Origin of the sequence: Mycolicibacterium setense (assembly GCF_000805385.1) — a bacterium.
GTDB lineage: Bacteria > Actinomycetota > Actinomycetes > Mycobacteriales > Mycobacteriaceae > Mycobacterium > Mycobacterium setense.
This window is the reverse complement of the sequence record NZ_JTJW01000008.1, coordinates 261,465-283,450: the sequence shown is the minus strand read 5'-3', so window position 1 is coordinate 283,450 and position 21,986 is coordinate 261,465. Positions and strand designations below refer to the sequence as shown.

Below are 21,986 nucleotides of genomic sequence, written 5' to 3'. Positions count from 1 at the left end.
AGTTTCAGGTCGGCGCCCTACCATCAGCGGCATGCAAAGGCTCAGCGGACTCGACGCCAGCTTCCTCTACCTCGAAACCGCCGCGCAGCCCATGCACGTGTGCTCGGTGCTCGAGCTGGACACCTCGACCATGCCCGGCGGATACACCTTCGACCGGATGCGTGACGCACTCTCGTTGACGATCAAGGCGATGCCGCAATTCCGGGAGAAACTGGCCGACAGCCGGTTCAATCTCGACCATCCGGTGTGGGTGGAAGACAAGGACTTTGACGTCAACCGGCACCTGCACCGGATCGGCCTGCCCGGTCCAGGCGGGCGGGCCGAGCTGTCCGAGATCTGCGGCCACATCGCCTCACTGCCGCTGGACCGGACCCGGCCGCTGTGGGAGATGTGGGTCATCGAGAACGTGGCGGGTACCGATGCGCACGACGGTGGCCGGCTGGCGCTGATGACGAAGATTCACCACTGCGGGGTCGACGGGGTCACCGGGGCCAACCTCATGTCGCAGTTGTGCACCACCGAGGCCGACGCACCGCCACCCGATGCGGTCGACGGCGTCGGCGGGGCCACTGCCGCCGAGATCGCCATCAGCGGCGCACTGAGGTTCGCCGCCCGGCCACTCAAGCTGGCCAATGTGCTGCCCACCACCGCGAGCACGGTCATCGACACCGTGCGTCGGGCCGTGAGCGGACAGGCCATGGCGGCCCCGTTCAACGCGCCGAAAACCGCGTTCAACACCAACATCACCGGCCACCGCAGCGTCGCATTCGCCCAGCTGGATCTCGAGGACATCAAAACCGTCAAGAACCACTTCGGCGTCAAGGTCAACGATGTGGTGATGGCGCTGGTGTCCGGCGTACTGCGCACATTTCTCAACGACCGCGGTGAACTGCCCGAAAGTTCCCTGATCGCGATGGTGCCGGTGTCGGTGCACGATCGCTCCGACCGGCCCGGGCGCAATCAGGTGTCGGGGATGTTCTCCACGCTCGAAACCAATATCGACGATCCTGGCCAGCGGCTACTGGCCATCGCCGCATCGAATTCGGTTGCCAAGCAACACAGTTCCGCGATCGGTGCGACCCTGCTGCAGGACTGGACGCAGTTCGCCGCGCCAGCGGTGTTCGGTGCCGCGATGCGGGTGTACGCGGCCAGCCGGCTGTCCGGGGCCAAACCCGTCCACAATCTGGTCATCTCCAACGTGCCCGGGCCCCAGGAGCCGCTCTACATGCTGGGCTGCGAGGTCAAGGCCATGTATCCGCTGGGCCCGATCTTCCACGGATCAGGCCTCAACATCACCGTGATGTCGCTGACCGGCATGCTCGACGTCGGCATCATGTCCTGCCCGGAACTGCTGCCCGACCTGTGGGACATGGCCGACGATTTCCACGTCGCGCTCGACGAACTTCTCGCCGCTACCCGATAGTTTCCCTGCGCGTCGCGACCGGGCGCGGCCTGCGGCGATGTGGCGTCATGGCAGCATGGTCAGCCATGAAGTTCAGGATGAGGGTCGGCGCGCTGCTGGCGGTGACGGCGATAGCCGCAGCGGGCTGCACCCAGGTGGTCGACGGGCAAGCCAAGATTGCGGTCCCGCGGCCCGGCACGCCGGTGCAATGGCTGCCGTGCAACGCCGGTTCGGGTGATCAGGTGCAGATCCCCGACAACGCCGAATGCGGGATGCTGTCGGTGCCGGTCGACTACTCCAAGCCGGACGGCGAAGTCGCCCGCCTGGCGATGATCCGCTTCCCGGCAGCGGGCCAGAAGATCGGCTCGCTGGTGATCAACCCCGGCGGCCCCGGTGAATCCGGCGTCGAATCGGCTGTCTCCCTGTTGTCCGGCCTGCCGCAATCGGTCAAAGACCGCTTCGACATCGTCGGGTTCGATCCGCGCGGTGTCGGATCCTCGACGCCTGCGGTGTGGTGCAACTCCGACGACGACAACGACCGGCTACGCGCCGATCCGACGGTCGAATACACGCCCGAAGGTGTTGAGCACCTGGAGAAGGAAACCAAGGACTTCGTCCAGCGCTGCGTCGACAAGATGGGCACCGAATTCCTGGAGAACGTCGGCACCGAGAACGTCGCCAAGGATCTGGACGCGATCCGGACCGCACTCGGCGACGACAAGCTGACCTACCTCGGCTACTCCTACGGCACCCGGATCGGCGCGACCTACGCCGAGCAGTTCCCCGACAAGGTCCGCGCGATGATCCTCGACGGTGCCGTCGACCCCAATGCGGATCCGGTGGAAGAAGACATCCGTCAGGCCGCGGCGTTCCAGAAGGCGTTCGACGACTATGCCGCCGACTGCGCCAAGAATCCCGACTGCCCGCTGGGGACCGACCCGGCCAAGTCCGTCGAGGTGTACAAGAGCCTGGTCGACCCGCTGGTGGAGCACCCGGCCAAGACGCGGGATGCGCGCGGGCTGAGCTACAGCGACGCGACCGTGGGCACCATCCTGCCGCTGTACTCGCCGAACCTGTGGCGCCACCTGACAGACGGCCTGAAGGGTCTGAAAGAAGGCAACGGCGACGTGATGCTGGCACTCGCGGACCTCTATATGGGGCGAGATGCCAAGGGCCACTACAACAATTCGACCGATGTGCGCGTCGCCGTCAACTGTGTCGACAAGCCCGCCATCACCGACCGGGCCACCGTCGTCGAGGAGGACCGCCGCGCCCGCGAGGTGGCGCCGTTCATGAGCTACGGCGAATTCACCGGGCACGCGCCCCTGGGCACCTGCGCGTTCTGGCCGGTGCCGCCGACCAGCGAGCCGCACGAGATCTCGGTGAAGGGACTGCCCCCGACGCTGATCGTCTCCACCACCAACGACCCGGCCACCCCGTACCAGGCCGGTGTCGACCTGGCCCGCCAGCTCGGCGGCACGCTGGTGACCTTCGAGGGCACCCAGCACACCGTGGTGTTCCAGGGCAACAAGTGCGTCGACGACATCGCTGCCACCTACCTCGTCGACGTGACCGTGCCGCCGCCCGGCACCCGCTGCTGACCGATCGGGCCGGCAAGGTCACCGGATGGTCTCCGGCCGATCTCTGGTCGGCTTCAGGCACAGACCCGGTGCCGTGCGCCGTGCGACCATGACTGCCGTGTGGTGGGCGGGCGGGGCGATACGCGTTTTGGCGGCGGCGCTGCTCGGCGCGACCGCAGTGGTGTGCCCGATTTCCACGCCTGCCGCACGAGCCGCGCCGGAATCGGGGCCGGAATGGGGAAGTTGCGCCCCGTGGGTGCAAGATCCGGCCGCGATCCCGACCGCGCAATGCGGCACGGTCGGGGTACCCCTCCAATGGGATTCGCCGGATCCTCAAGGCGCACAAGCACAATTGGCGGTCATCAGGATCCCGGCCGGCGGTGACCGGATCGGCGCGTTGTTCATCAATCCCGGCGGCCCCGGAGCCTCGGCAGTGGACACCGTCGCCGGCATGGGCGCCGCGCTGGCCGGCTCCCCGCTCACCGAACATTTCGATCTGGTCGGGTTCGATCCGCGGGGCGTCGGGCATTCCACTCCGGAATTGCGTTGCCGCACCGACGCCGAGATCGACGCCTACCGCCGCGAACCGATGGCCGATTACAGCCCGGCCGGAGTCGCCCACATCGAAGACCTCTACCGCCGGTTCGCCCAGCAGTGCCTCGATCGCATGGGCGCACCGTTCCTGGCCAACGTCGGCACCGCCTCCGCGGTACGGGACATGGATGCCGTGCGGGCCGCGCTGGGGGAGGAGCAGATCAATTATCTGGGCTTCTCGTACGGCACCGAGCTCGGCGGCGCGTACGCCGAGAAGTTCGGCGACCGGGTGCGCACCATGGTGCTCGACGGGGCCGTCGACCCCAGCCAGGATCCGATCACCAAGAACATCCGCCAACTCGCCAGCTTTCAAAAGGCATTCGACACCTACGCCGCGGACTGCGCGAAATCGGCCGACTGCCCCCTCGGTACCGATCCCACGCAGTTCGTCAGCCGCTTCCACCGACTGATCGACCCGTTGGTGACCACACCGGCCGCCACCTCGGACCCACGCGGCCTCGGCTACGCCGACGCGATCACCGGGACCGGCAACGCCCTCTACTCAGCCCGGTACTGGCCCTATCTGACCAGTGGGCTGCTCGGGCTGACACGCGGCAGCGACGCCGGTGACCTGCTGTTGCTCGCCGACGACTACTGGCACCGCGATGCCTCAGGGAGCTACAAGAACCTGCAGGACGCGTTCACCGCGATCCGCTGCGTCGACACGCCGTTCCCCACCGACCCCGCGGTATGGGCCGACGCCGATCAGCGGCTCCGTGCCGCGGCACCGTTCATGTCCTACGGCGAGTTCACCGGATACGCGCCCCGCGACATCTGCGCGCTGTGGCCGGTCCCTGCGACGTCGTCGCCTCATGCCATCACCGGTCCCGGGCCGGGCAAGGTCGTGGTCGTGTCCACCACCGGAGACCCCGCTACGCCGTACCAGGCCGGGGTGGACCTGGCCCGTCAGATGGACGCGGCGCTGATCTCCTTCACCGGCAGCCAACACACCGTGGTCTTCAACGGCGACGCCTGCGTGGACACCGCGGTGCTGCGCTTCTTCGTCGACCAGACCTCGCCGGGCAACCTCTCGTGCTAACTCTTCCAGGCTCGTAACACAGATTTAACAGCCGGTGCATACGCTGCGCTCATGGACCGCCAGAAGGAATTCGTGCTGCGCACCCTGGAGGAACGCGATATCCGATTCGTTCGGTTGTGGTTCACCGACGTCCTCGGCTACCTCAAATCGGTAGCGATCGCGCCCGCCGAACTCGAAGGCGCCTTCGAGGAGGGCATCGGATTCGACGGATCCTCGATCGAAGGATTCGCCCGCGTCTCGGAATCCGACACCGTGGCCCGGCCCGACCCGTCCACGTTCCAGGTGCTGCCCTGGACCACCAGTGCAGGCAAGCACTACTCGGCGCGCATGTTCTGCGACATCACCATGCCCGACGGCTCGCCGTCGTGGGCCGACTCGCGCCATGTGCTGCGTCGCCAGCTGGCCAAGGCCAGCGACCTCGGCTTCACCTGCTACGTGCACCCGGAGATCGAGTTCTTCCTGCTGCAGCCCGGCCCCGACGACGGATCGGTGCCCGTGCCCGCGGACAACAGCGGCTACTTCGACCAGGCAGTGCACGATTCGGCGCCCAACTTCCGCCGCCACGCCATCGAGGCCCTCGAGCAGATGGGCATCTCGGTCGAGTTCAGCCATCACGAGGGCGCACCCGGCCAGCAGGAGATCGACCTGCGCTACGCCGACGCACTCTCGATGGCCGACAACGTGATGACCTTCCGCTACCTGGTCAAGGAAGTCGCGCTGGCCGACGGCGTGCGCGCGTCGTTCATGCCCAAGCCGTTCGCCGAACATCCCGGCTCGGCGATGCACACCCACATGAGCCTGTTCGAAGGCGACACCAACGCCTTCCACAGCCCCGACGACCCGCTGCAGCTGTCCGATGTGGCCAAGTCCTTCATCGCAGGCATCCTCGAACACGCCAGCGAGATCAGCGCTGTCACCAACCAGTGGGTGAACTCCTACAAGCGGCTGGTGCACGGCGGCGAGGCGCCCACAGCGGCCTCCTGGGGCGCGGCCAACCGCTCGGCGCTGGTGCGGGTTCCGATGTACACGCCGCGCAAGGCATCGTCGCGGCGCGTCGAGGTCCGCAGCCCTGACTCGGCATGCAACCCGTACCTGACCTTCGCGGTGCTGCTGGCCGCCGGACTTCGCGGCGTCGAGAAGGGCTACGTGCTGGGGCCGCAGGCCGAGGACAACGTCTGGAGCCTGACGACCGAGGAGCGGCGTGCCATGGGATACCGCGAACTGCCCACCAGCCTGGGCAATGCGCTGGAGTCCATGGAGAACTCCGAACTCGTCGCTGAAGCGTTGGGGGAGCACGTATTCGACTACTTCCTGCGCAACAAGCGCGCGGAGTGGGAGAACTACCGCAGCCACGTCACCCCCTATGAGCTGAAGACCTACCTGTCGCTCTAGAGTCGGCGCCGGTGCCGGCTGGTTGTGCGCTACCGTCGTGAACGTGCCAAAGCCTGTAACCGATCGCCCGAAACTGCCCAGCGTCGGTCGGCTCGGTCTGGTGCATCCCCAGGCGCCGGCCCATTTGGAACAGCTCGGCTGGAACACCGACGCGCATGTCGAACTGCTGTGGTCGCTGTCGCGGGCACCCGACGCCGACATCGCGCTGCTGGCCATGGTGCGGCTGGCCGACGCCCTCGGGCCGGATGCGGACGAGCTCAACCGCCAACTGCTGACCGACCGGGCCCTGCGTGGCCGGCTGTTCGGCATCCTCGGATCCTCCCTGGCCCTCGGCGACCACCTCATCGCCCACCCGCAGTCGTGGCGGTTGCTCGCCGGCAGCGTCGTACTCCCGGATGTCGGGGAGCTGCACAGTGTCTTCACCGCTGCCGCCCGCGACGCCGAGATCGACAGGGGCACAAGCAGTGCCGTGCCCGCGCTGCGGGACCTCTACCGGGACCGGCTGTTGGTCCTCGGCGCACTCGATGTGGCCTCCACCGTCGAGAACGAGCCGGTTCTGCCTTTCGTCGAGGTGGCCGCGCACCTGTCCGACCTGGCCGACGCCGCGTTGGGTGCAGCACTGACAGTCGCCACCCGCGTCGTGTGCGAGGACGGCATCGAACCTCGGCTTGCGGTCATCGCCATGGGCAAATGCGGTGCGCGCGAGCTCAATTACGTCAGCGACGTCGACGTCATCTTCGTCGGGGAGCCCGTCCTCGACGGCGACGGTGACGACAACCTGGCCACCGCCACCCGAGTCGCGGGCGAGATGATGCAGTTCGCCGGCGAGGCCTTCTTCGAGGTCGACGCCGCGCTGCGGCCGGAAGGCAAACGCGGCCAACTGGTCCGGACACTCGAATCGCACATCGCCTATTACCAGCGGTGGGCGAAAACCTGGGAGTTCCAAGCGCTGCTCAAGGCGCGCCCCGCCGCGGGCGATCCTGAACTCGGTAAGGCTTACATCGACGCCCTGATGCCCATGGTCTGGACAGCCTGCGAGCGCGAGGATTTCGTATCCGAAGTACAGGCCATGCGTCGGCGCGTCGAGGAACTCGTCCCGGCCGGAGTGCGGGCCCGCGAACTCAAACTGGGCACCGGAGGCTTGCGCGACGTCGAATTCGCGGTCCAGCTCTTGCAATTGGTGCACGGACGCAATGACGACCTGCTGCACGTGGCATCGACGGTCGACGCGTTGACGGCGCTCGGTGAGGGCGGATACATCGGGCGTGACGACACCGCCAACATGACCGCCTCCTACGAGTTCCTACGGCTGCTCGAGCACCGGCTGCAGCTGCAGCGGCTCAAGCGGACCCACATGCTGCCCGACGACAGCGACGACGAGGCCTACCGTTGGTTGGCGCGGGCCGCGCACGTCCGCCCCGACGGCCGCAACGACGCCCAGGGTGTGCTGCGTGAGGAACTCAAACGGCAGAGCATGCGGGTGTCACGATTGCACGCCAAGCTCTTCTACCAGCCGCTGCTGGAATCGGTGGGCCAGCCGGCCGTGGGTATCGGCGCCGGGATGAGCACCGAGGCCGCTGAACGTCAGCTTGCCGCACTGGGTTACGAGGGCCCGCAGAGCGCACTGACCCACCTGGCCGCACTGACCGGCCAGGGCGGACGCCGCGCGAGGGTGCAACAGGTGCTGTTGCCGACCCTGCTGGACTGGCTGTCGGACACGCCCGACCCGGACACCGGCCTGCTGGCCTACCGGCGGATCAGCGAGGAGCTCGCCGAGCAGCGTTGGTATCTGTCGACCCTGCGTGACGAGGGGGCGGTGGCCAAGCGACTGATGCGCGTGCTCGGCACCTCCGCCTACATCCCGGAACTGCTGATGCGGGCCCCCGAGGTGATCCAGCTGTATGCCGACGGCCCCAGCGGGCCGAAACTGCTCGACGGCGATCCAGACAGTGTGGCGCGGTCCCTGGTGGCCTCCGCCGGCCGGCACCCGGACCCGGTGCGCGGAATCGCCGCCGCACGCACGCTGCGCCGTCGGGAACTGGCCCGCATCGCGTCGGCCGACGTGCTGGGGCTGCTCGATGTGATCGACGTTTGCAAGGCACTGACCTCGGTGTGGGCCGCGGTGCTGCAGGCCGCGCTGAATGCGGTGATCCGGGCCAACACCCCCGAATCCGGTGTGCCCGCCCGCATCGCGGTCATCGGCATGGGCCGTCTCGGTGGCGGCGAGCTGGGCTACGGCTCTGACGCCGACGTGATGTTCGTGTGCGAACCGGCCGCCGGGGTGGAGGAATCGGTGGCGGTGCGCTGGTCGGTGAGCGTCGCCGAGCAGGTCCGGGCGCTGCTGGGTACACCGAGCGCGGATCCGCCGCTGGAGGTCGACACCGGACTGCGGCCGGAAGGGCGCAACGGCCCGCTGGTGCGCACCCTGGCCTCGTACGGGGCCTACTACGAACAATGGGCCCAGCCGTGGGAGATCCAGGCGCTGCTGCGGGCCCACCGGGTGGCCGGCGATCGGGAACTCGGCGAACGCTTTCTGCTCATGGCCGACAAGACCCGTTACCCCTCCGGCGGGGTATCGGCGGAGGCCGTCCAGGAGATCCGCCGCATCAAGGCCCGGGTGGACGCCGAACGTCTACCGCGCGGCGCGGATCCCAACACGCACACCAAACTGGGTCGCGGCGGGCTCGCCGACATCGAGTGGACCGTGCAGCTGCTGCAACTGCGCTACGCACACGATGTGCCTGCGCTGCACAACACCTCGACATTGCAGACCCTCGATGCGATCGGCGCGGCAGAGCTGGTGCCGGAGAGCGACGTCGAGCTGTTGCGCGATGCCTGGTTGACGGCCACACGGGCACGCAACGCCCTGGTGCTGGTGCGCGGCAAGCCGACCGATCAGTTGCCAGGCCCGGGCCGTCAGCTCAATGCGGTCGCTCTGGCGGCCGGCTGGGGCAGCGACGACGGCGGGGAGTTTCTCGACAACTACCTGAGGGTGACCCGGCGGGCCAAGGGCGTGGTCCGGAAGATTTTCGGCGGCTGAGCCGCCGCAGGTGCTGGAGCGGGGAGTAGCCAGGCGGATTGCGCGGTGAATAGTGGCCCCCGCGTGCGGGACGTCGCAGTAGGTGGTGTTAATAAGGGCGTATAACCAATTCACTGGGAGTCCGGATGCAGCACACGTTCGACGTCATCAGCGCGGCCGAGCACGATCGGCTCGAAGCCCTCTACGAGCCGTTCGCGCGGGCGATGCGCGAACTCGTGGACGCCGGCGTGCGCACCGAGGTGGACCCACAGACCATCTCCGAGGCCACCGCAGCGGTCGAGGCCATCACCGCCTCGCTGCGCCGCGAGCAGCGCGACGGGCCCCAGGCCATGCTGCACGCCGAGACCAACCGCCCGGTGGTGTGGGCCAACCCGGTCGTCGGACTGCGCAACGCACTGGCTCCGCCGCTGGTGATCGAACACTCCGACGACGGTGGCTGCTGGAGTGAATTCGTCTTGGGCGCGGCCTATGAAGGCCCGCTGGGCTGGGTGCACGGCGGAATCTGCGCGTTGGTGCTCGACCATATTCTCGGTGAAGTGGCCAGTGGCGGACTGAACGAGCCGCGCTACACCGGGACCATCACCTGCCGTTATCGCCGCGGCACGCCGCTGGGGCCGTTGCGCGCCGAGGCCTACATCGACCGGACCGAAGGTGTGAAAACCTTTGCGCGGGGCCATATCAGCGACGCCGACGGGATCACCGTCGAAGCCGAGGGCATCTTCATCACGCCGGCATGGGCTCGGGATGCCGGATGAAGTTCTACGTGAGCATGGCCTTCATGGATACCCGGGAGGCCGTCGAAGTGGCCAGGGCCGCAGACGATCTCGGCTATGACGGCATGGGCATCCCGGATCATGTGGTGAACCTTGAGACACTGCGCACGCCGTATCCGTACACCAAGGACGGCAAGCGGCGGTGGGAGGCGTTCACCGACTGGCCGGACCCGTGGGTGATGATCGGGGCGCTCGCGCTGGTCACCACCCGGCTGAAGTTCGTCACCACGGTGTACCTGCCCGCGATGCGCGACCCGTACTCGGCCGCGAAAGCCATTGGCACCGCGGCTTATCTGGCTGAAGGACGGCTCGAACTCGGCGTCGGGGTGGGTTGGTGCGAGGACGAGTTCGAGTTGCTGGGACAGCAGTTCGCGCGACGCGGCAAGCGTACCGACGAAATGCTGGAATTGATGAAGAAGCTGTGGGAACCCGGCTGGACCGAGTTCGACGGGGAGTTCTACTCCACCCCGCGCCTCGAGATGGAGCCAACGCCGCCACCGATCCCGATCTACGTCGGGGGACTTTCCGACGTCGCGCTGCGCCGCGCGGCGCGGCACGACGGCTGGATCGGGGATCTGATCTCCACCGAGGCCGCCCTGCAGCGGGTCGGCAGGTTACGCGAGCTGCGCGCCGAAAAAGGTTTGACGATGGATGATTTCACCGTCATCACACCGCTCGCCGACGCCTTCACCCCCGAGCACTACGCGCGTGCCGAGGCAGGCGGCATCCAGGGCATCATCACGATGCCCTGGATGTTCTACAGCGGCCCCGAGGCCACCCTGGCGCAGAAGATCGACGGACTGAAGCGGTTCCGCGAAGACCTCGCGCTGGACGGCTAACGGCGGCGCCAACGGCTGAGCAGGCCGCCGCGGTCGGCCGGTCCACTCGTCCTGACCGCGGTCGTCCGGGTGATTCCGGCGCGACGGCGGCCGTCCACCGACAGCGTTCCCGCGCCGGTGGTGGCCAGGAGCAGGAACGCGAAGCAGTACAGGATGGCCAGCTCGCCGCCGTTGCCGCCCATCTGCTGGTCGAAGGGCCAGAAGCTCCCCGATGGACCCTCCAGCGGTGGCCAGTGCATCCAGAAATATGCCACGGCCATATGACCCGAGGCGATGAATGCCGCGATGCGCGTGAACAATCCGAGCGCGATGAGCACACCGGTGACGAATTCGATCAAGCCTGCCCACCAGCCGGGCCAGGTACCCACCGGGATTGATGCGCCCAGTGGCCAGCCGAACAGTTTCATGCTGCCGTGCAGCGCAAACAACACGCCGAAAATGATGCGAAAAATGCTCAACACAGGCGAGGAGTAGCTCGCCAGCCGAGTGTCGAAGTTGGTCGTCATGGGCCGACGATACGCCGAATTTCCCAGCAATCTCACAGCTCGAGCAGCACCGTTACCGGTCCGTCATTGACTAGTTCCACGTGCATATGCGCACCGAAAACTCCCGTTTGCACGACCGCGCCCAACTCTTTCAGTGCGTCGGCGAATTCGGCCACCAGCGGTTCGGCGACCGGACCGGGGGCGGCCGCATTCCACGACGGCCGCCTGCCCTTGTCGGTATTGGCATACAACGTGAACTGACTGATCACCAGGATGGGGGCGGCAGTATCGGACGCGGATTTCTCGCCGTCGAGAATCCTCAACTGCCAGAGCTTTTCAGCCATCCGCCGGGCCTTGTCGGCGTCGTCGTCGTGGGTCACCCCGACCAAGGCGAGCAGCCCCTGGGGATTGGGCTCGATCGCGCCGACGACTTCGCCGCCGACCGTCACCCGCGCAGATGTCACCCGCTGCACCAGAACACGCATCGGTCCATTGTGCGACCGGTGCCGCGCGGGCGGCCGGTCGGGTGACTACCGGAGGGCGGATCTGCCGTAGTTGTCCGCGTAGGCGTTCGCCACTCCCGGGAGGATCTCGACGATGGTGAAATACCGGTCCCATAGTGGTGTTTCGCGCAGTTCCTCGACCGCAAGCTCATATTCGTGCGGGTCGGCGGTCTCCCACAACAGGAGGTCAGTGACCCTGGCGGTGTAGAACTCCGTGTCGTACCAACGGAAATCCACTGCGGGGTGGCGATCAAGTATCGGCTGCAGATGCCTGGCCAACTCGTCGAAGCGTTTGGCCACCGGGAATCCGAGCCATTCCGGATTGGTCTTGACCAACATGAAAACCGTGAACATTTGAACCTCGTTCTCTCATTTGCGAATCCGATTGGAGAGAAACGAAAAGGCCAACGAATCTCTCCGTTGACCTGTGAGGTTGTCAGCACCGCGAGCGGTTGCGCCCGCGTGAGTTAGGTTAACACTAAGAAAGTGGCCCCCGGCAAGAGCCGGGGGCCACAATCCGTGCCGACGTAAACGTCGCGTCGGCGGTGCCGACTAAACGTCGCGTCGGCGGTGCCGACTAAACGTCGTAGTAGAGCGAGAACTCGTACGGGTGAGGCCGGATCTGGATCGGCATGATCTCGTTCTCCCGCTTGTAGGAGATCCAGGTCTCGATCAGATCCTCGGTGAACACGCCACCCTCGGTGAGGTACTCGTGGTCCTCTTCGAGGCGGTCGATCACCGCGGCCAGCGAGGTGGGCGCCTGGGGGATGTTGGCGGCCTCGTCCGGCGGCAGCTCGTAGAGGTCCTTGTCGACCGGGGCCAGCGGCTCGATCTTCTTCTTGATGCCGTCGATGCCGGCCATCAGCATGGCCGCGAACGCCAGGTACGGGTTGCCCGAGCTGTCCGGGCAGCGGAACTCGAGGCGCTTGGCCTTCGGGTTGTTGCCGGTGATCGGGATACGGACACAGGCCGAGCGGTTGCGCTGGCTGTACACCAGGTTGATCGGGGCCTCGTAGCCCGGCACCAGACGCTTGTAGGAGTTCACCGTCGGGTTGGTGAACGCCAGCAGCGACGGGGCGTGGTGCAGGATGCCGCCGATGTAGTGGCGCGCGAGGTCGGACAGGCCGGCGTAACCGGACTCGTCGTGGAACAGCGGCTTGCCGTCCTTCCACAGCGACTGGTGGGCGTGCATGCCCGACCCGTTGTCACCGAACAGCGGCTTGGGCATGAAGGTGACGGTCTTGCCGTTCTGCCAGGCAGTGTTCTTGATGATGTATTTGAACAGCAGCACATCATCGGCGGCCGACAGCAGGGTGTTGAACTTGTAGTTGATCTCGGCCTGGCCGGCGGTGCCGACCTCGTGGTGGCCGCGCTCAAGGGTGAAGCCGGCGTTCTGCAGGTTGGTGGCCATCTCGTCGCGCAGGTCGACGTAGTGGTCGTACGGCGCGACGGGGAAGTAGCCACCCTTGGGGCGGACCTTGTATCCCAGGTTCGGGCTGCCGTCGGCCTCGAACGGCTCGCCGGTGTTCCACCAGCCCGACTCGGAGTCGACCTCGTAGGACGTGCCGTTGATCCGCGAGTCGAAGGTCACCGAGTCGAAGATGTAGAACTCGGCCTCGGCACCGAAGAAACAGGTATCGGCGATACCGGTGCTGGTCAGGTAGTTCTCCGCCTTGCGGGCCACGTTGCGCGGGTCGCGGGAGTAGGCCTCACGAGTGAACGGGTCGTGCACGAAGAAGTTCAAGTTCAGCGTCTTGGCGGCGCGGAACGGGTCGATGCGCGCGGTGTCGGGGTCCGGCAGCAGCATCATGTCGGATTCGTGGATCGACTGGAAGCCGCGCACCGACGAGCCGTCGAACGCGAGGCCGTCCTCGAAGACGCTCTGGTCGAACGCCGACGCCGGGATCGAGAAGTGCTGGACGACGCCGGGCAGATCGCAGAAGCGAATGTCGACGTACTCGACGTTCTCGTCCTTGATCAGCTTGAAGATGTCGTCGGACGTCTTTTCTGCCACTGAGTGTTCTCCTTTACTGGTAACCCGCGGGTTGACGCTAAGGACACGATGTTGCGCAGTCGTCAACCATATGTTGCGTGCAAGTTACGCGATGACCGTTCTTTGTGACGTGAGCTACCGGCCGTCACTTCACCGGCCCCGCCTATTCTGGCCCTATGGCGCGCACGATGGGAACTTGGCTGTCCGGACCCGGACCTTTCGACGCCGGTGATGGCGAAGATGGGCAGGACGGCCAGGGGAAATACCCCGGTGAGCGCCTCGGCCTCCCCGAATCCGGGCCCGGCTCACTGGCCCGGATGGGCCGGCGACTCGGTGCGCTGTGTATCGATTGGCTGGTGGCCTACGGGCTGGCCGGGCTGGCGATGGCCCTGGGGCTGGTAACACTGCCGTTGCTGTCGACGGCCGTGCTGGTGATCTGGATGGTGCTGGGCACCGTCGCCGTGCGGCTGTTCTCGTTCACACCCGGGCAACTCGCGGTGGGGCTGGTCGTGGTGCCGGCCGACGGGCGCGACCGGATCGGCATCGTGCGGGCGTTTCTGCGGGTGGTGCTGATCGCACTGGTGATCCCGCCGCTGGTTTCCGACACCGATCTGCGCGGCCTGCACGACCGGCTGACGTTCACCGCCGTCGTGCGTCGGTAAGAACCCGCGCGCGTTACGCGCGACGGCTCACTTGCGGCGAACGGTGCGCTGCACGCCGCGCATCTTGGCGCCGGCGGGCATCGGGCCCTTGGGCATCGCGGCCGGGCCGGCCTTGGTGCCCAGCGCGACCAGCTTGGACTCGATCGAATCCATCTGCTTGACAGTGATGTTCGCCGGCAGCTTGTTCAGGTGCCGCTCCAGCTTGGACAACGGCACTTCACCCTCGCCGGTACCGACCACGATGTCGTAGATCGGGACATCTCCGACCAGACGTGCCGTGCGCTTCTTCTCCTGCGCCAGCAGTGGCTTCACCCGGTTGGCCGCGCCCTCACCGACGAAGATCACGCCGGGCCGGCCGATCACCCGGTGCACCGCGTCGAAATGACCGGTCGCCGCGACCCCGGGTGTGACGCGCCACTTGCCACGAAGGTTGTCCAGCGCCCAAGCCGCAGCACCGGTCTGCCCTTCGGCCTTCTTGTAGACCGACTTCTGGGCCCGCCGGCCGAAGATGATGAAGGCGACCAGCGCGCCCAACACCACGCCGAGCGGAATGAGCGTGTACATGGTGAACCCGCCGATGAGCAGACCACCGACCACAGCGGCCGCCACGATCAGCACGAACGCGCCGATCATGTACGGCAGCAGGCGCTTGTCCTCTTTGCGCTGGATCTGGAATGCCTGCCACAACTGACTACGCCGCTGCTTGGAGGCCGCCTTGCGGGCAGCCTTCGCCTCGGCCTTTGCCGCCTTCGACTGCGCGGCATCGCGGGTTTTCGCCATTGCTTCAGGATACGGGCGGCTGGTAAGCGGCTGAGCCGCCGGTCGGGCTTCAGTCGGCCGAGCCGCCGACGGGACTGCTGTCGAACCGAGCCCGCGCGGCCTGCGCATAGAGCCTGCCCGCGCGGTAGGACGAGCGCACCAGAGGTCCGGCCAGCACGCCGGCGAATCCCAGCCCCTCGGCATAGCTCGACAGCTCGACGAACTCGTCGGGGTGCACCCAGCGTTCCACCGGGTGGTGGCGCGGCGACGGCCGCAGGTACTGGGTGATGGTGACGATGTCGCAGCCCGCGTCATGCAGGTCGCGCAGTGTGGTGTGTACCTCGTCGATGGTCTCGCCCATGCCGAGGATCAGGTTCGACTTGGTGACCAGACCGAAGTCGCGGGCGGCGGTGATCACCGCGAGGCTGCGGTCGTAGCGGAACGCCGGACGAATCCGCTTGAAGATGCGTGGCACCGTTTCGACGTTGTGCGCGAACACTTCTGGGCGTGATTCGAACACCTCGGCCAACTGGTCCGGGTTGCCGTTGAAGTCCGGGGCCAACAGCTCCACGCCGGTGTTCGGGTTGAGCCGCTTGATGTAACGGACGGTCTCGGCATACAGCCACGCCCCGCCGTCGGGCAGGTCATCGCGGGCCACCCCGGTCACCGTCGAGTAGCGCAGGCCCATCGCCTGAACGCTCTCGGCGACCCGGCGCGGTTCGTCACGGTCCAGCTCGGCCGGCTTGCCGGTGTCGATCTGGCAGAAGTCACACCGCCGGGTGCACTGCTCGCCGCCGATCAGGAAGGTGGCTTCCCGGTCTTCCCAGCATTCGAAGATGTTGGGGCAACCGGCCTCCTCGCACACCGTGTGCAGGCCTTCGCGGCGCACCAGGCCCTTGAGCTCGGTGTACTCCGGACCCATCTTGGCCCGGGTCTTGATCCACGGCGGCTTGCGTTCGATCGGGGTCTGCGCGTTGCGGACCTCCAGGCGAAGAAGCTTGCGTCCTTCCGGCACGACAGTCACAGATTCATCCTACGTTCAGAGCTACTTCCAGCCGTCCGTCCAGCGCGTCGGACATCGCGGCGGCGACCCGGTCGGTGACGTCCTCGACTGTGACCCGGTGGCCGAGTTCGGCGGTCAGCGAGGTCACCCCGGCATCGGAGATCCCGCACGGCACGATCGATGAGAACGCCGACAGGTCGCAGTCGCAGTTCAGCGAGAACCCGTGCAGCGTGGTCGCCCGCGACACCCGGATGCCGATCGCGCCGACCTTGCGGGCCGGTCGCAGCCCATCGGTACCGGATTCGCGGCTCGCCGCGCCCGGCACCCACACGCCCGAGCGGCCTTCGACCCGATCGGTCGGCAGCCCCACCTCCGCGCAGACGCTGATGAGTGCTTGTTCCAGGCGCCGAACGAAATTCACCACGTCCAGCGGCTCGGCCAGCCCGATGATGGGGTAGCCCACCAGCTGTCCGGGGCCGTGCCAGGTGATCTTGCCGCCGCGGTCCGTGTCGACTACCGGGGTGCCGTCGGCCGGGCGTTCGTGTGCCTCGGTGCGCTTGCCCGCGGTGTAGACCGCGGGGTGCTGAAGCAGCAGCAAGGTGTCGGGCCCGCCGGCCACCCTGGCTTCGGCGATCTCGCGTTGCAGCTCCCAGGCGGCTTCGTAATCGATGATGCCGAGGTGTCGCACCTCCACGGGCGCGGTGGCTGCGCGGATGGATGTCACAGCGTCGACGGTACGCCCCAGCTTGCGCGGGGACCCCACCCAGCTTGCGCGGGGACCCCACCCAGCTTGCGCGGGGACCCCACCCAGCTTGCGCGGGGACCCCACCCGGCCGCGCATGCGCCCGGTCACAGGTCTTTGGGTGCGGTGGCGTAGGCCAGCGCCTCGCCGACGGTCTGGTGGTGGAAGGTGAAGCCGGCGCGTTCCAGCGCGGCGGGAATGGCGCGCTGGCCCACGAGCAGCCCTTCGTCGGCGATCTCGCCGAGCAGCGTGCGCAGCGCGAAACCCGGAACCATCACTGGGGTGGGCCGGTTCAGGGCGCGGCCCAGCGCCGCGGTGAACTCGGCGTTGGTCACCGGGGCGGGCCCGGTGAGATTGACTGGGCCAGAAAGGCTTTCATTCGACATCGCGAACAGCACCGCGCGGACCTCGTCCTCAAGGCTGATCCACGGGATGTACTGCCTGCCGTTGCCCAACCGGGCGCCCAGGCCGAGCGAGAACAACGGCTTGAGCCGGTTCACCATGCCGCCGGACGGGGCCATCACCAGCCCGGTGCGCAGCAGCACCACCCGTGACCCGGCCGCTACGGCCGGCGCGGTGGCCGCCTCCCAATCGGCGCACAGCGTGGCCAGAAAACCCCGCCCCTCGGGTGCGGACTCGTCGGTCACGCGGTCCCGGGTGTCGCCGTAGTAGCCGACCGCGCTCGCATTGATCAGCACGGGCACCCCGGCGTCGCCCACCGCACCGGCGAGCACCTCCGTGGGCCCGATCCGACTGTCGCGCAAACTCTGTTTGAACGCGCCGGACCAACGCTTCTCGGCGACGCCGACTCCGCACAGGTTCACCACCGCGTCCACGCCCTGCAACGCGCCCGCGTCGAACTCCCCGGTGTCGGGGTTCCAGAACAGCTCATCGCGGTTCGATGGTGCCCTGCGTACGATCCGGAGCACCCGGCGATCGGCGGCGCGCAGCGTTGACACCAACGCCGAACCGATCAGACCGGATGATCCCGCTATCGCGATGACGGCATCCGCCACAGTGGGGAGCCCCTCCTTACGGCCTTAGAGCCCGAGGTCGGCCTCGAACGCACCTTCTTCGAGCCTGCGCTTGATGGTGGTCACGAATCGGCCGGCGTCGGCGCCGTCGATGAGGCGGTGATCGTAGGTCAGCGGCAGGTAGCACACCGAGCGCACACCGATCGACTCGTTGCCGTAGGCGTCGGAGATCACCCGCGGCCGCTTGACGATGGCCCCGGTGCCCAGCATTGCCGCCTGCGGCGGCACCAGGATCGGCGTGTCGAACAGCGCGCCCTGGCTGCCGATGTTGGTGATGGTGAACGTTCCGCCGGACAACTCGTCGGGCTTGAGGTTGCCCGACCGGGCACGTGCCGCGATGTCGGAGATGGCACGTGCCAATCCGCCCAGCGACAGGTCGCCGGCGTTGTGGATCACGGGAGAGAGCAGACCCTGATCGGTGTCGACCGCGAAGCCGAGGTGTTCGGCGTCGTAGTAGGTGATCTCCTTGGTGTCCTCGTTGTAGCTGGCGTTGATGTTGGGGTGGATCTTCAGCGCATCGATGACGGCGCGCGCGATGAACGGCAGATAGGTGAGGTTGACGCCCTCGCGCTCGGCGAAGTCGGCCTTGGCCCTGGCCCGCAACGCCACGATCTTGGTCATGTCGACTTCGTGGGTCTGGGTCAGCTGCGCGGTCGCCTGCAACGATTCCCGCGTCTTCTTCGCGGTGATCTGGCGAATTCGGTTGGCCTTCTGCGTGGTTCCGCGCAGGTGGGCCAGCGCCGGGGCCGGTGCGGCCGAGGCAGCAGGGGCGGCCGCGGGGGCTGCCGGTGCTGCGGGAGCCGGTGCCGGTGGGGCCTTCTTGGCCTCGGCGGCGGCGAGGACGTCCTGCTTGCGGATACGACCGCCGACGCCGGTGCCCTTCACCGATGCGAGGTCGACACCGTTCTCCGACGCCAGCTTTCGCACCAGTGGCGTGACGTAGGGGGAGCCGTCTCCGGCCGCGGGTGCGGGTGCGGGTGCGGGTGCGGGGGATGCGGCGGCCGGTTCCGGCGCCGCGGCGGGTGCCGGCTCGGGCTTGGGCTCGGACTTGGGTTCAGGCTTCGGCTCGGCCTTCGGCTCCGGCTTGGGTTCCGGCGTCGGCTCGGGTGCCGGCGCGGCGGGAGGAGCCGCAGGTGCGGCGGAGGCGTCGCCGATCTTGGCGAGCTCACCACCGACGGCGACGGTGTCGTCCTCCTCCGCGGTGATCTCCAGCAAGGTGCCGGCCACCGGGGACGGGATTTCGGTGTCGACCTTGTCGGTGGAGACCTCCACCAGCGGCTCGTCGACGCCGACGGAGTCACCGACCTTCTTGAGCCAACGGGTCACGGTGCCCTCGGTGACCGACTCGCCCAACTCGGGCATCACGACGGTGGTGGCCGAACCGGACGCGGCGGGGGCCGGGCTCGGCGCCGGCTGTGCCGGGGCTTCCGGCTCTGGTGCCGCGGTCTCCGCCGGAGCGGCCGACGGTGTGGTGGCCTCGGGTTCGGGTTCGGGTTCCGGCTCCGGGGCGGACGGCGCAGAGGATGCCTCGGAGGCGTCGCCGATGACAGCGAGCTCGCCGCCGATCTCGACGGTGTCGTCCTCCTGGGCGACGATCTTCGTCAGCACGCCCGCGGCGGGCGACGGGATCTCGGTGTCGACCTTGTCCGTGGACACCTCCAGCAGCGGCTCGTCGAGTTCGACGGTGTCGCCCTCCTGTTTAAGCCAGCGGGTGACGGTCCCCTCGGTGACACTCTCACCTAGCGCGGGCATCTGGACGGAGATGGCCATGTGTATTGACTCCTCGGACGGTCACTTGTGACGACTCGAACTCTGGCTTACCACAGCTAGGTGCACCGGGTGCGGCACCTAGATGGATTGTCGGAACCATCCTGTCACTGCAGCACCATTCGCACGAACTCAGGGTTGCCCCGCGCTCTGGCACTATCGAGTGAGGGGTTGCAGGGCAGTTCGCTGAACTTCCCCAGAGCTGAGGAGACCTTCCGTTGGGGTTGTTCGATTCGTTTCGCCGGGGTCGCCCGGCACGCGGATCCGGCGGCGACGCGGCCGAGGATCTGCGGTATTTGCAGCGCTGGGTGGCCGAGCACGCCGGCGTCGAGGCTTTCGTGGAACCACGCACCACGGTCACGGACGTGACCGTGGTGCTGGTTGCCGCCGATGGGGAATGGACGCGGCGTCGCGCCGGTGGAGAGGCGGGGGCGCGCCGGCTCAGCGACCGGTTGCAGATCCCGGTGTACGACGTACAGAAGGTCGGCTATCCGCAACGCATGCGCGACTACGACGCGCGGCGGCGCATCGAACGGGAGCGCGCCGTGCGCCGCGAGCTCGACGACCGTTAGAGTCAGGACAACCGATACCTCCGGTATTGGATACTGGTCGTCACAGGTACCTCGTGGAGGGGTGGACTATGCAGCGCTTCGTCGTCAGCTCGGATGGAACCCGCATCGCGGTTTACGAACAAGGGGATCGGCAGCGCCCCACCGTGGTGATGGTGCACGGATGGCCGGACTCGCACGTGCTGTGGAACGGCGTGACGGGCGAGTTGGGCGACCGGTTCCACATCGTGCGGTATGACAACCGCGGTGCCGGCGCCTCAGACGTTCCCAAACCCGTCAGGGCCTACCGGATGGACCGCTTCGCCGACGACCTGTCCGCGGTGATCGACGCCGTCAGCCCCGGCCAACCTGTACACGTGCTGGCTCACGACTGGGGCTCGGTCGGGGTGTGGGAGTACCTGACCCGCCCGGAAGCCGCCGACCGCATCGCATCCTTCACCTCGGTGTCGGGGCCCAGCACCGACCACTACGGGACGTTCGTACGCAGCCGGCTGGCTCGCCCGTACCGGCCCATCCGCTTCGCCAAGGCGGTCAACCTGGCGTCGCGGTTCAGCTACTGGATCCCGTTCTCGATCCCGGTGGTCGCACCGGCGCTGATGCGTCGTGGGCTCGCACGCCGACTGCAGGCCATCGACACCCCGGGTCCCAAGTTCCAGTCCGAGACGCTCGACGCCGACGCGGCGAACTCGCTGAAGATTTACCGCGCCAACGCGTTTCGCTCGTTCACGACGCTGCGCAGCGATCACTACGTGACGGTTCCGGTGCAGCTGATCTGCAACGACCATGATCCCGTGGTGCGCGGGCACGGCTACGACGACGAGTCCACCTGGGTACCGCTGTTGTGGCGCCGTGATCTCAAGGCCGGGCACTGGGCGCCGTTCTCTCACTGGCGGGCCATCGCCAACGCGACGGCGGAGTTGGTCGATCACATCGAGGGGGCCCCGGCGTCTCGCGCGCTGCGACGCGCGCAAGTCGGCAGGTCACGCGAATCCTTCAGCGACACACTGGTTTCGGTGACCGGCGCGGGCAGCGGCATCGGCCGCGCCACCGCAATGGCCTTCGCTGCTCGGGGTGCCGAGGTCGTGGTGAGCGACATCGACGAGGGCGCGGCCAAATCGACCGCCAACGAGATCGCCGCACGCGGCGGCGTGGCACACGCCTACGGTCTGGACGTTTCGGATGCTGAGGCGGTGGAGAGTTTCGTCGAGCAGGTTTGCAACACCCACGGGGTGCCCGACGTTGTGGTCAACAACGCCGGAATCGGCCACGGCGGCAAGTTCCTCGACACTCCAGCCGACCAGTACGACCGGGTGCTCGACGTCAACTTCGGCGGAGTCGTGAACTGCTGCAGGTCATTTGCGCAACGCCTGGTCGAACGGGGAACCGGCGGCCACATCGTCAACGTGGCCTCGATGGCTGCCTATTCACCGTCGGCATCGATGAACGCCTACTCCACCAGCAAGGCCGCGGTGTTCATGTTCTCCGACTGCCTGCGCGCCGAATTGAAGTCGGCGGGAGTCGGTTTGACCACGATCTGTCCAGGCGTCATCGACACCAACATCATCGACACCACCCGCTTCGATCTGCCCGCCGACAAGCAGGCCCAGGTCGAGCAGATGCGGGCGAAGACCAAGAGGGCCTTCACCGCGCGACGGTACGGACCCGAAAAGGTCGCCAAGGCCATCGTCACCGCCGTCCGCAAGGACAAGACCGTCCGCCCGGTGACTCCCGAGGCCTATGCGGCATACGGGATTTCGCGGCTGATGCCGTCCGCGTTGCGGCGGGCCGCACGGTCCGGGTCGCTCTAGCC

19 protein-coding genes are annotated in these 21,986 nt (G+C 67.3%); 10 read left to right on the top strand and 9 right to left on the bottom strand.

The genetic code is table 11. The features are described from left to right. Positions 1-31 precede the first annotated feature (31 nt). The 7 genes from QQ25_RS19705 (at position 32) to QQ25_RS19675 (ending at position 10,659) form a co-directional block, all read left to right on the top strand. A complete protein-coding gene (locus QQ25_RS19705; protein WP_039380540.1) occupies positions 32-1,423 on the top strand; it encodes a WS/DGAT/MGAT family O-acyltransferase in 1,392 nt (463 codons plus the stop codon). 65 nt (positions 1,424-1,488) lie between these two features. Beyond that, positions 1,489-3,003 (top strand): alpha/beta hydrolase, encoded by a 1,515-nt coding sequence (locus tag QQ25_RS19700; protein WP_198530837.1) that lies wholly within the window; start codon positions 1,489-1,491, stop codon positions 3,001-3,003. An 88-nt stretch (positions 3,004-3,091) separates the two neighbouring features. Beyond that, positions 3,092-4,615, top strand: a complete 1,524-nt coding sequence (locus QQ25_RS19695) for an alpha/beta hydrolase (RefSeq protein ID WP_039381098.1) — start codon at positions 3,092-3,094, stop codon at positions 4,613-4,615. Positions 4,616-4,666: 51 nt separating this feature from the next. After that, the gene (gene glnA / locus QQ25_RS19690; protein ID WP_039321737.1) at positions 4,667-6,007 is read left to right on the top strand and encodes a type I glutamate--ammonia ligase; all 1,341 of its coding nucleotides are present in this window, start codon (positions 4,667-4,669) and stop codon (positions 6,005-6,007) included. A 37-nt stretch (positions 6,008-6,044) separates the two neighbouring features. Beyond that, a complete protein-coding gene (locus QQ25_RS19685) occupies positions 6,045-9,047 on the top strand; it encodes a bifunctional [glutamine synthetase] adenylyltransferase/[glutamine synthetase]-adenylyl-L-tyrosine phosphorylase (protein ID WP_101906064.1) in 3,003 nt (1,000 codons plus the stop codon). Between the two features lie 125 nt (positions 9,048-9,172). Then, positions 9,173-9,802: a PaaI family thioesterase gene (locus QQ25_RS19680; RefSeq protein WP_039380538.1), complete on the top strand. Its 630-nt coding sequence runs from the start codon at positions 9,173-9,175 to the stop codon at positions 9,800-9,802. After that, positions 9,799-10,659: a TIGR03619 family F420-dependent LLM class oxidoreductase gene (locus QQ25_RS19675; protein WP_039380537.1), complete on the top strand. Its 861-nt coding sequence runs from the start codon at positions 9,799-9,801 to the stop codon at positions 10,657-10,659. The genes QQ25_RS19680 and QQ25_RS19675 overlap by 4 nt, the downstream gene beginning before the upstream one ends. Here the strand turns inward: QQ25_RS19675 and QQ25_RS19670 are convergent. From QQ25_RS19670 to glnA (QQ25_RS19655), 4 genes are all read right to left on the bottom strand, one after another. Then, a complete protein-coding gene (locus QQ25_RS19670) occupies positions 10,656-11,165 on the bottom strand; it encodes a DoxX family protein (RefSeq protein ID WP_039321732.1) in 510 nt (169 codons plus the stop codon). The two genes, QQ25_RS19675 and QQ25_RS19670, sit on opposite strands and share 4 nt — an antisense overlap. Positions 11,166-11,197: 32 nt before the next feature. Next, the gene (gene dtd, locus QQ25_RS19665; protein WP_039321731.1) at positions 11,198-11,629 is read right to left on the bottom strand and encodes a D-aminoacyl-tRNA deacylase; all 432 of its coding nucleotides are present in this window, start codon (positions 11,627-11,629) and stop codon (positions 11,198-11,200) included. Between the two features lie 45 nt (positions 11,630-11,674). Next, positions 11,675-12,001 (bottom strand): darcynin family protein, encoded by a 327-nt coding sequence (locus QQ25_RS19660; RefSeq protein WP_039321729.1) that lies wholly within the window; start codon positions 11,999-12,001, stop codon positions 11,675-11,677. A 223-nt stretch (positions 12,002-12,224) separates the two neighbouring features. Continuing rightward, positions 12,225-13,661, bottom strand: coding sequence for a type I glutamate--ammonia ligase (glnA, locus tag QQ25_RS19655; RefSeq protein WP_039321726.1), 1,437 nt, complete (start codon positions 13,659-13,661; stop codon positions 12,225-12,227). Positions 13,662-13,816: 155 nt separating this feature from the next. Here glnA (QQ25_RS19655) and QQ25_RS19650 point away from each other — a divergent pair, with 155 nt between their 5' ends. After that, positions 13,817-14,302 (top strand): RDD family protein, encoded by a 486-nt coding sequence (locus QQ25_RS19650; protein WP_201774250.1) that lies wholly within the window; start codon positions 13,817-13,819, stop codon positions 14,300-14,302. 27 nt (positions 14,303-14,329) lie between these two features. Here QQ25_RS19650 and QQ25_RS19645 read toward each other — a convergent pair whose 3' ends face one another. The 5 genes from QQ25_RS19645 to sucB all read right to left on the bottom strand — a co-directional run bounded on the left by QQ25_RS19645 (position 14,330) and on the right by sucB (position 19,610). After that, positions 14,330-15,082, bottom strand: a complete 753-nt coding sequence (locus QQ25_RS19645) for a DUF4191 domain-containing protein (protein ID WP_039321723.1) — start codon at positions 15,080-15,082, stop codon at positions 14,330-14,332. Positions 15,083-15,131: 49 nt separating this feature from the next. Continuing rightward, positions 15,132-16,085, bottom strand: a complete 954-nt coding sequence (lipA, locus tag QQ25_RS19640; protein ID WP_039380535.1) for a lipoyl synthase — start codon at positions 16,083-16,085, stop codon at positions 15,132-15,134. Positions 16,086-16,089: 4 nt separating this feature from the next. Further along, positions 16,090-16,788 (bottom strand): lipoyl(octanoyl) transferase LipB, encoded by a 699-nt coding sequence (gene lipB / locus QQ25_RS19635; protein ID WP_039380534.1) that lies wholly within the window; start codon positions 16,786-16,788, stop codon positions 16,090-16,092. Positions 16,789-16,913: 125 nt separating this feature from the next. Further along, positions 16,914-17,822 carry a TIGR01777 family oxidoreductase gene (locus tag QQ25_RS19630; RefSeq protein ID WP_039380532.1) on the bottom strand — a complete coding sequence of 303 codons (909 nt, stop codon included), beginning with the start codon at positions 17,820-17,822 and terminating at the stop codon, positions 16,914-16,916. Positions 17,823-17,846: 24 nt separating this feature from the next. Continuing rightward, positions 17,847-19,610, bottom strand: coding sequence for a 2-oxoglutarate dehydrogenase, E2 component, dihydrolipoamide succinyltransferase (gene sucB / locus QQ25_RS19625; protein ID WP_039380531.1), 1,764 nt, complete (start codon positions 19,608-19,610; stop codon positions 17,847-17,849). A gap of 215 nt (positions 19,611-19,825) precedes the next feature. Here sucB and QQ25_RS19620 point away from each other — a divergent pair, with 215 nt between their 5' ends. Beyond that, a complete protein-coding gene (locus tag QQ25_RS19620; protein ID WP_039380529.1) occupies positions 19,826-20,179 on the top strand; it encodes a hypothetical protein in 354 nt (117 codons plus the stop codon). Between the two features lie 68 nt (positions 20,180-20,247). Then, a complete protein-coding gene (locus QQ25_RS19615; RefSeq protein ID WP_039380527.1) occupies positions 20,248-21,984 on the top strand; it encodes an SDR family oxidoreductase in 1,737 nt (578 codons plus the stop codon). Positions 21,985-21,986 lie beyond the last annotated feature (2 nt).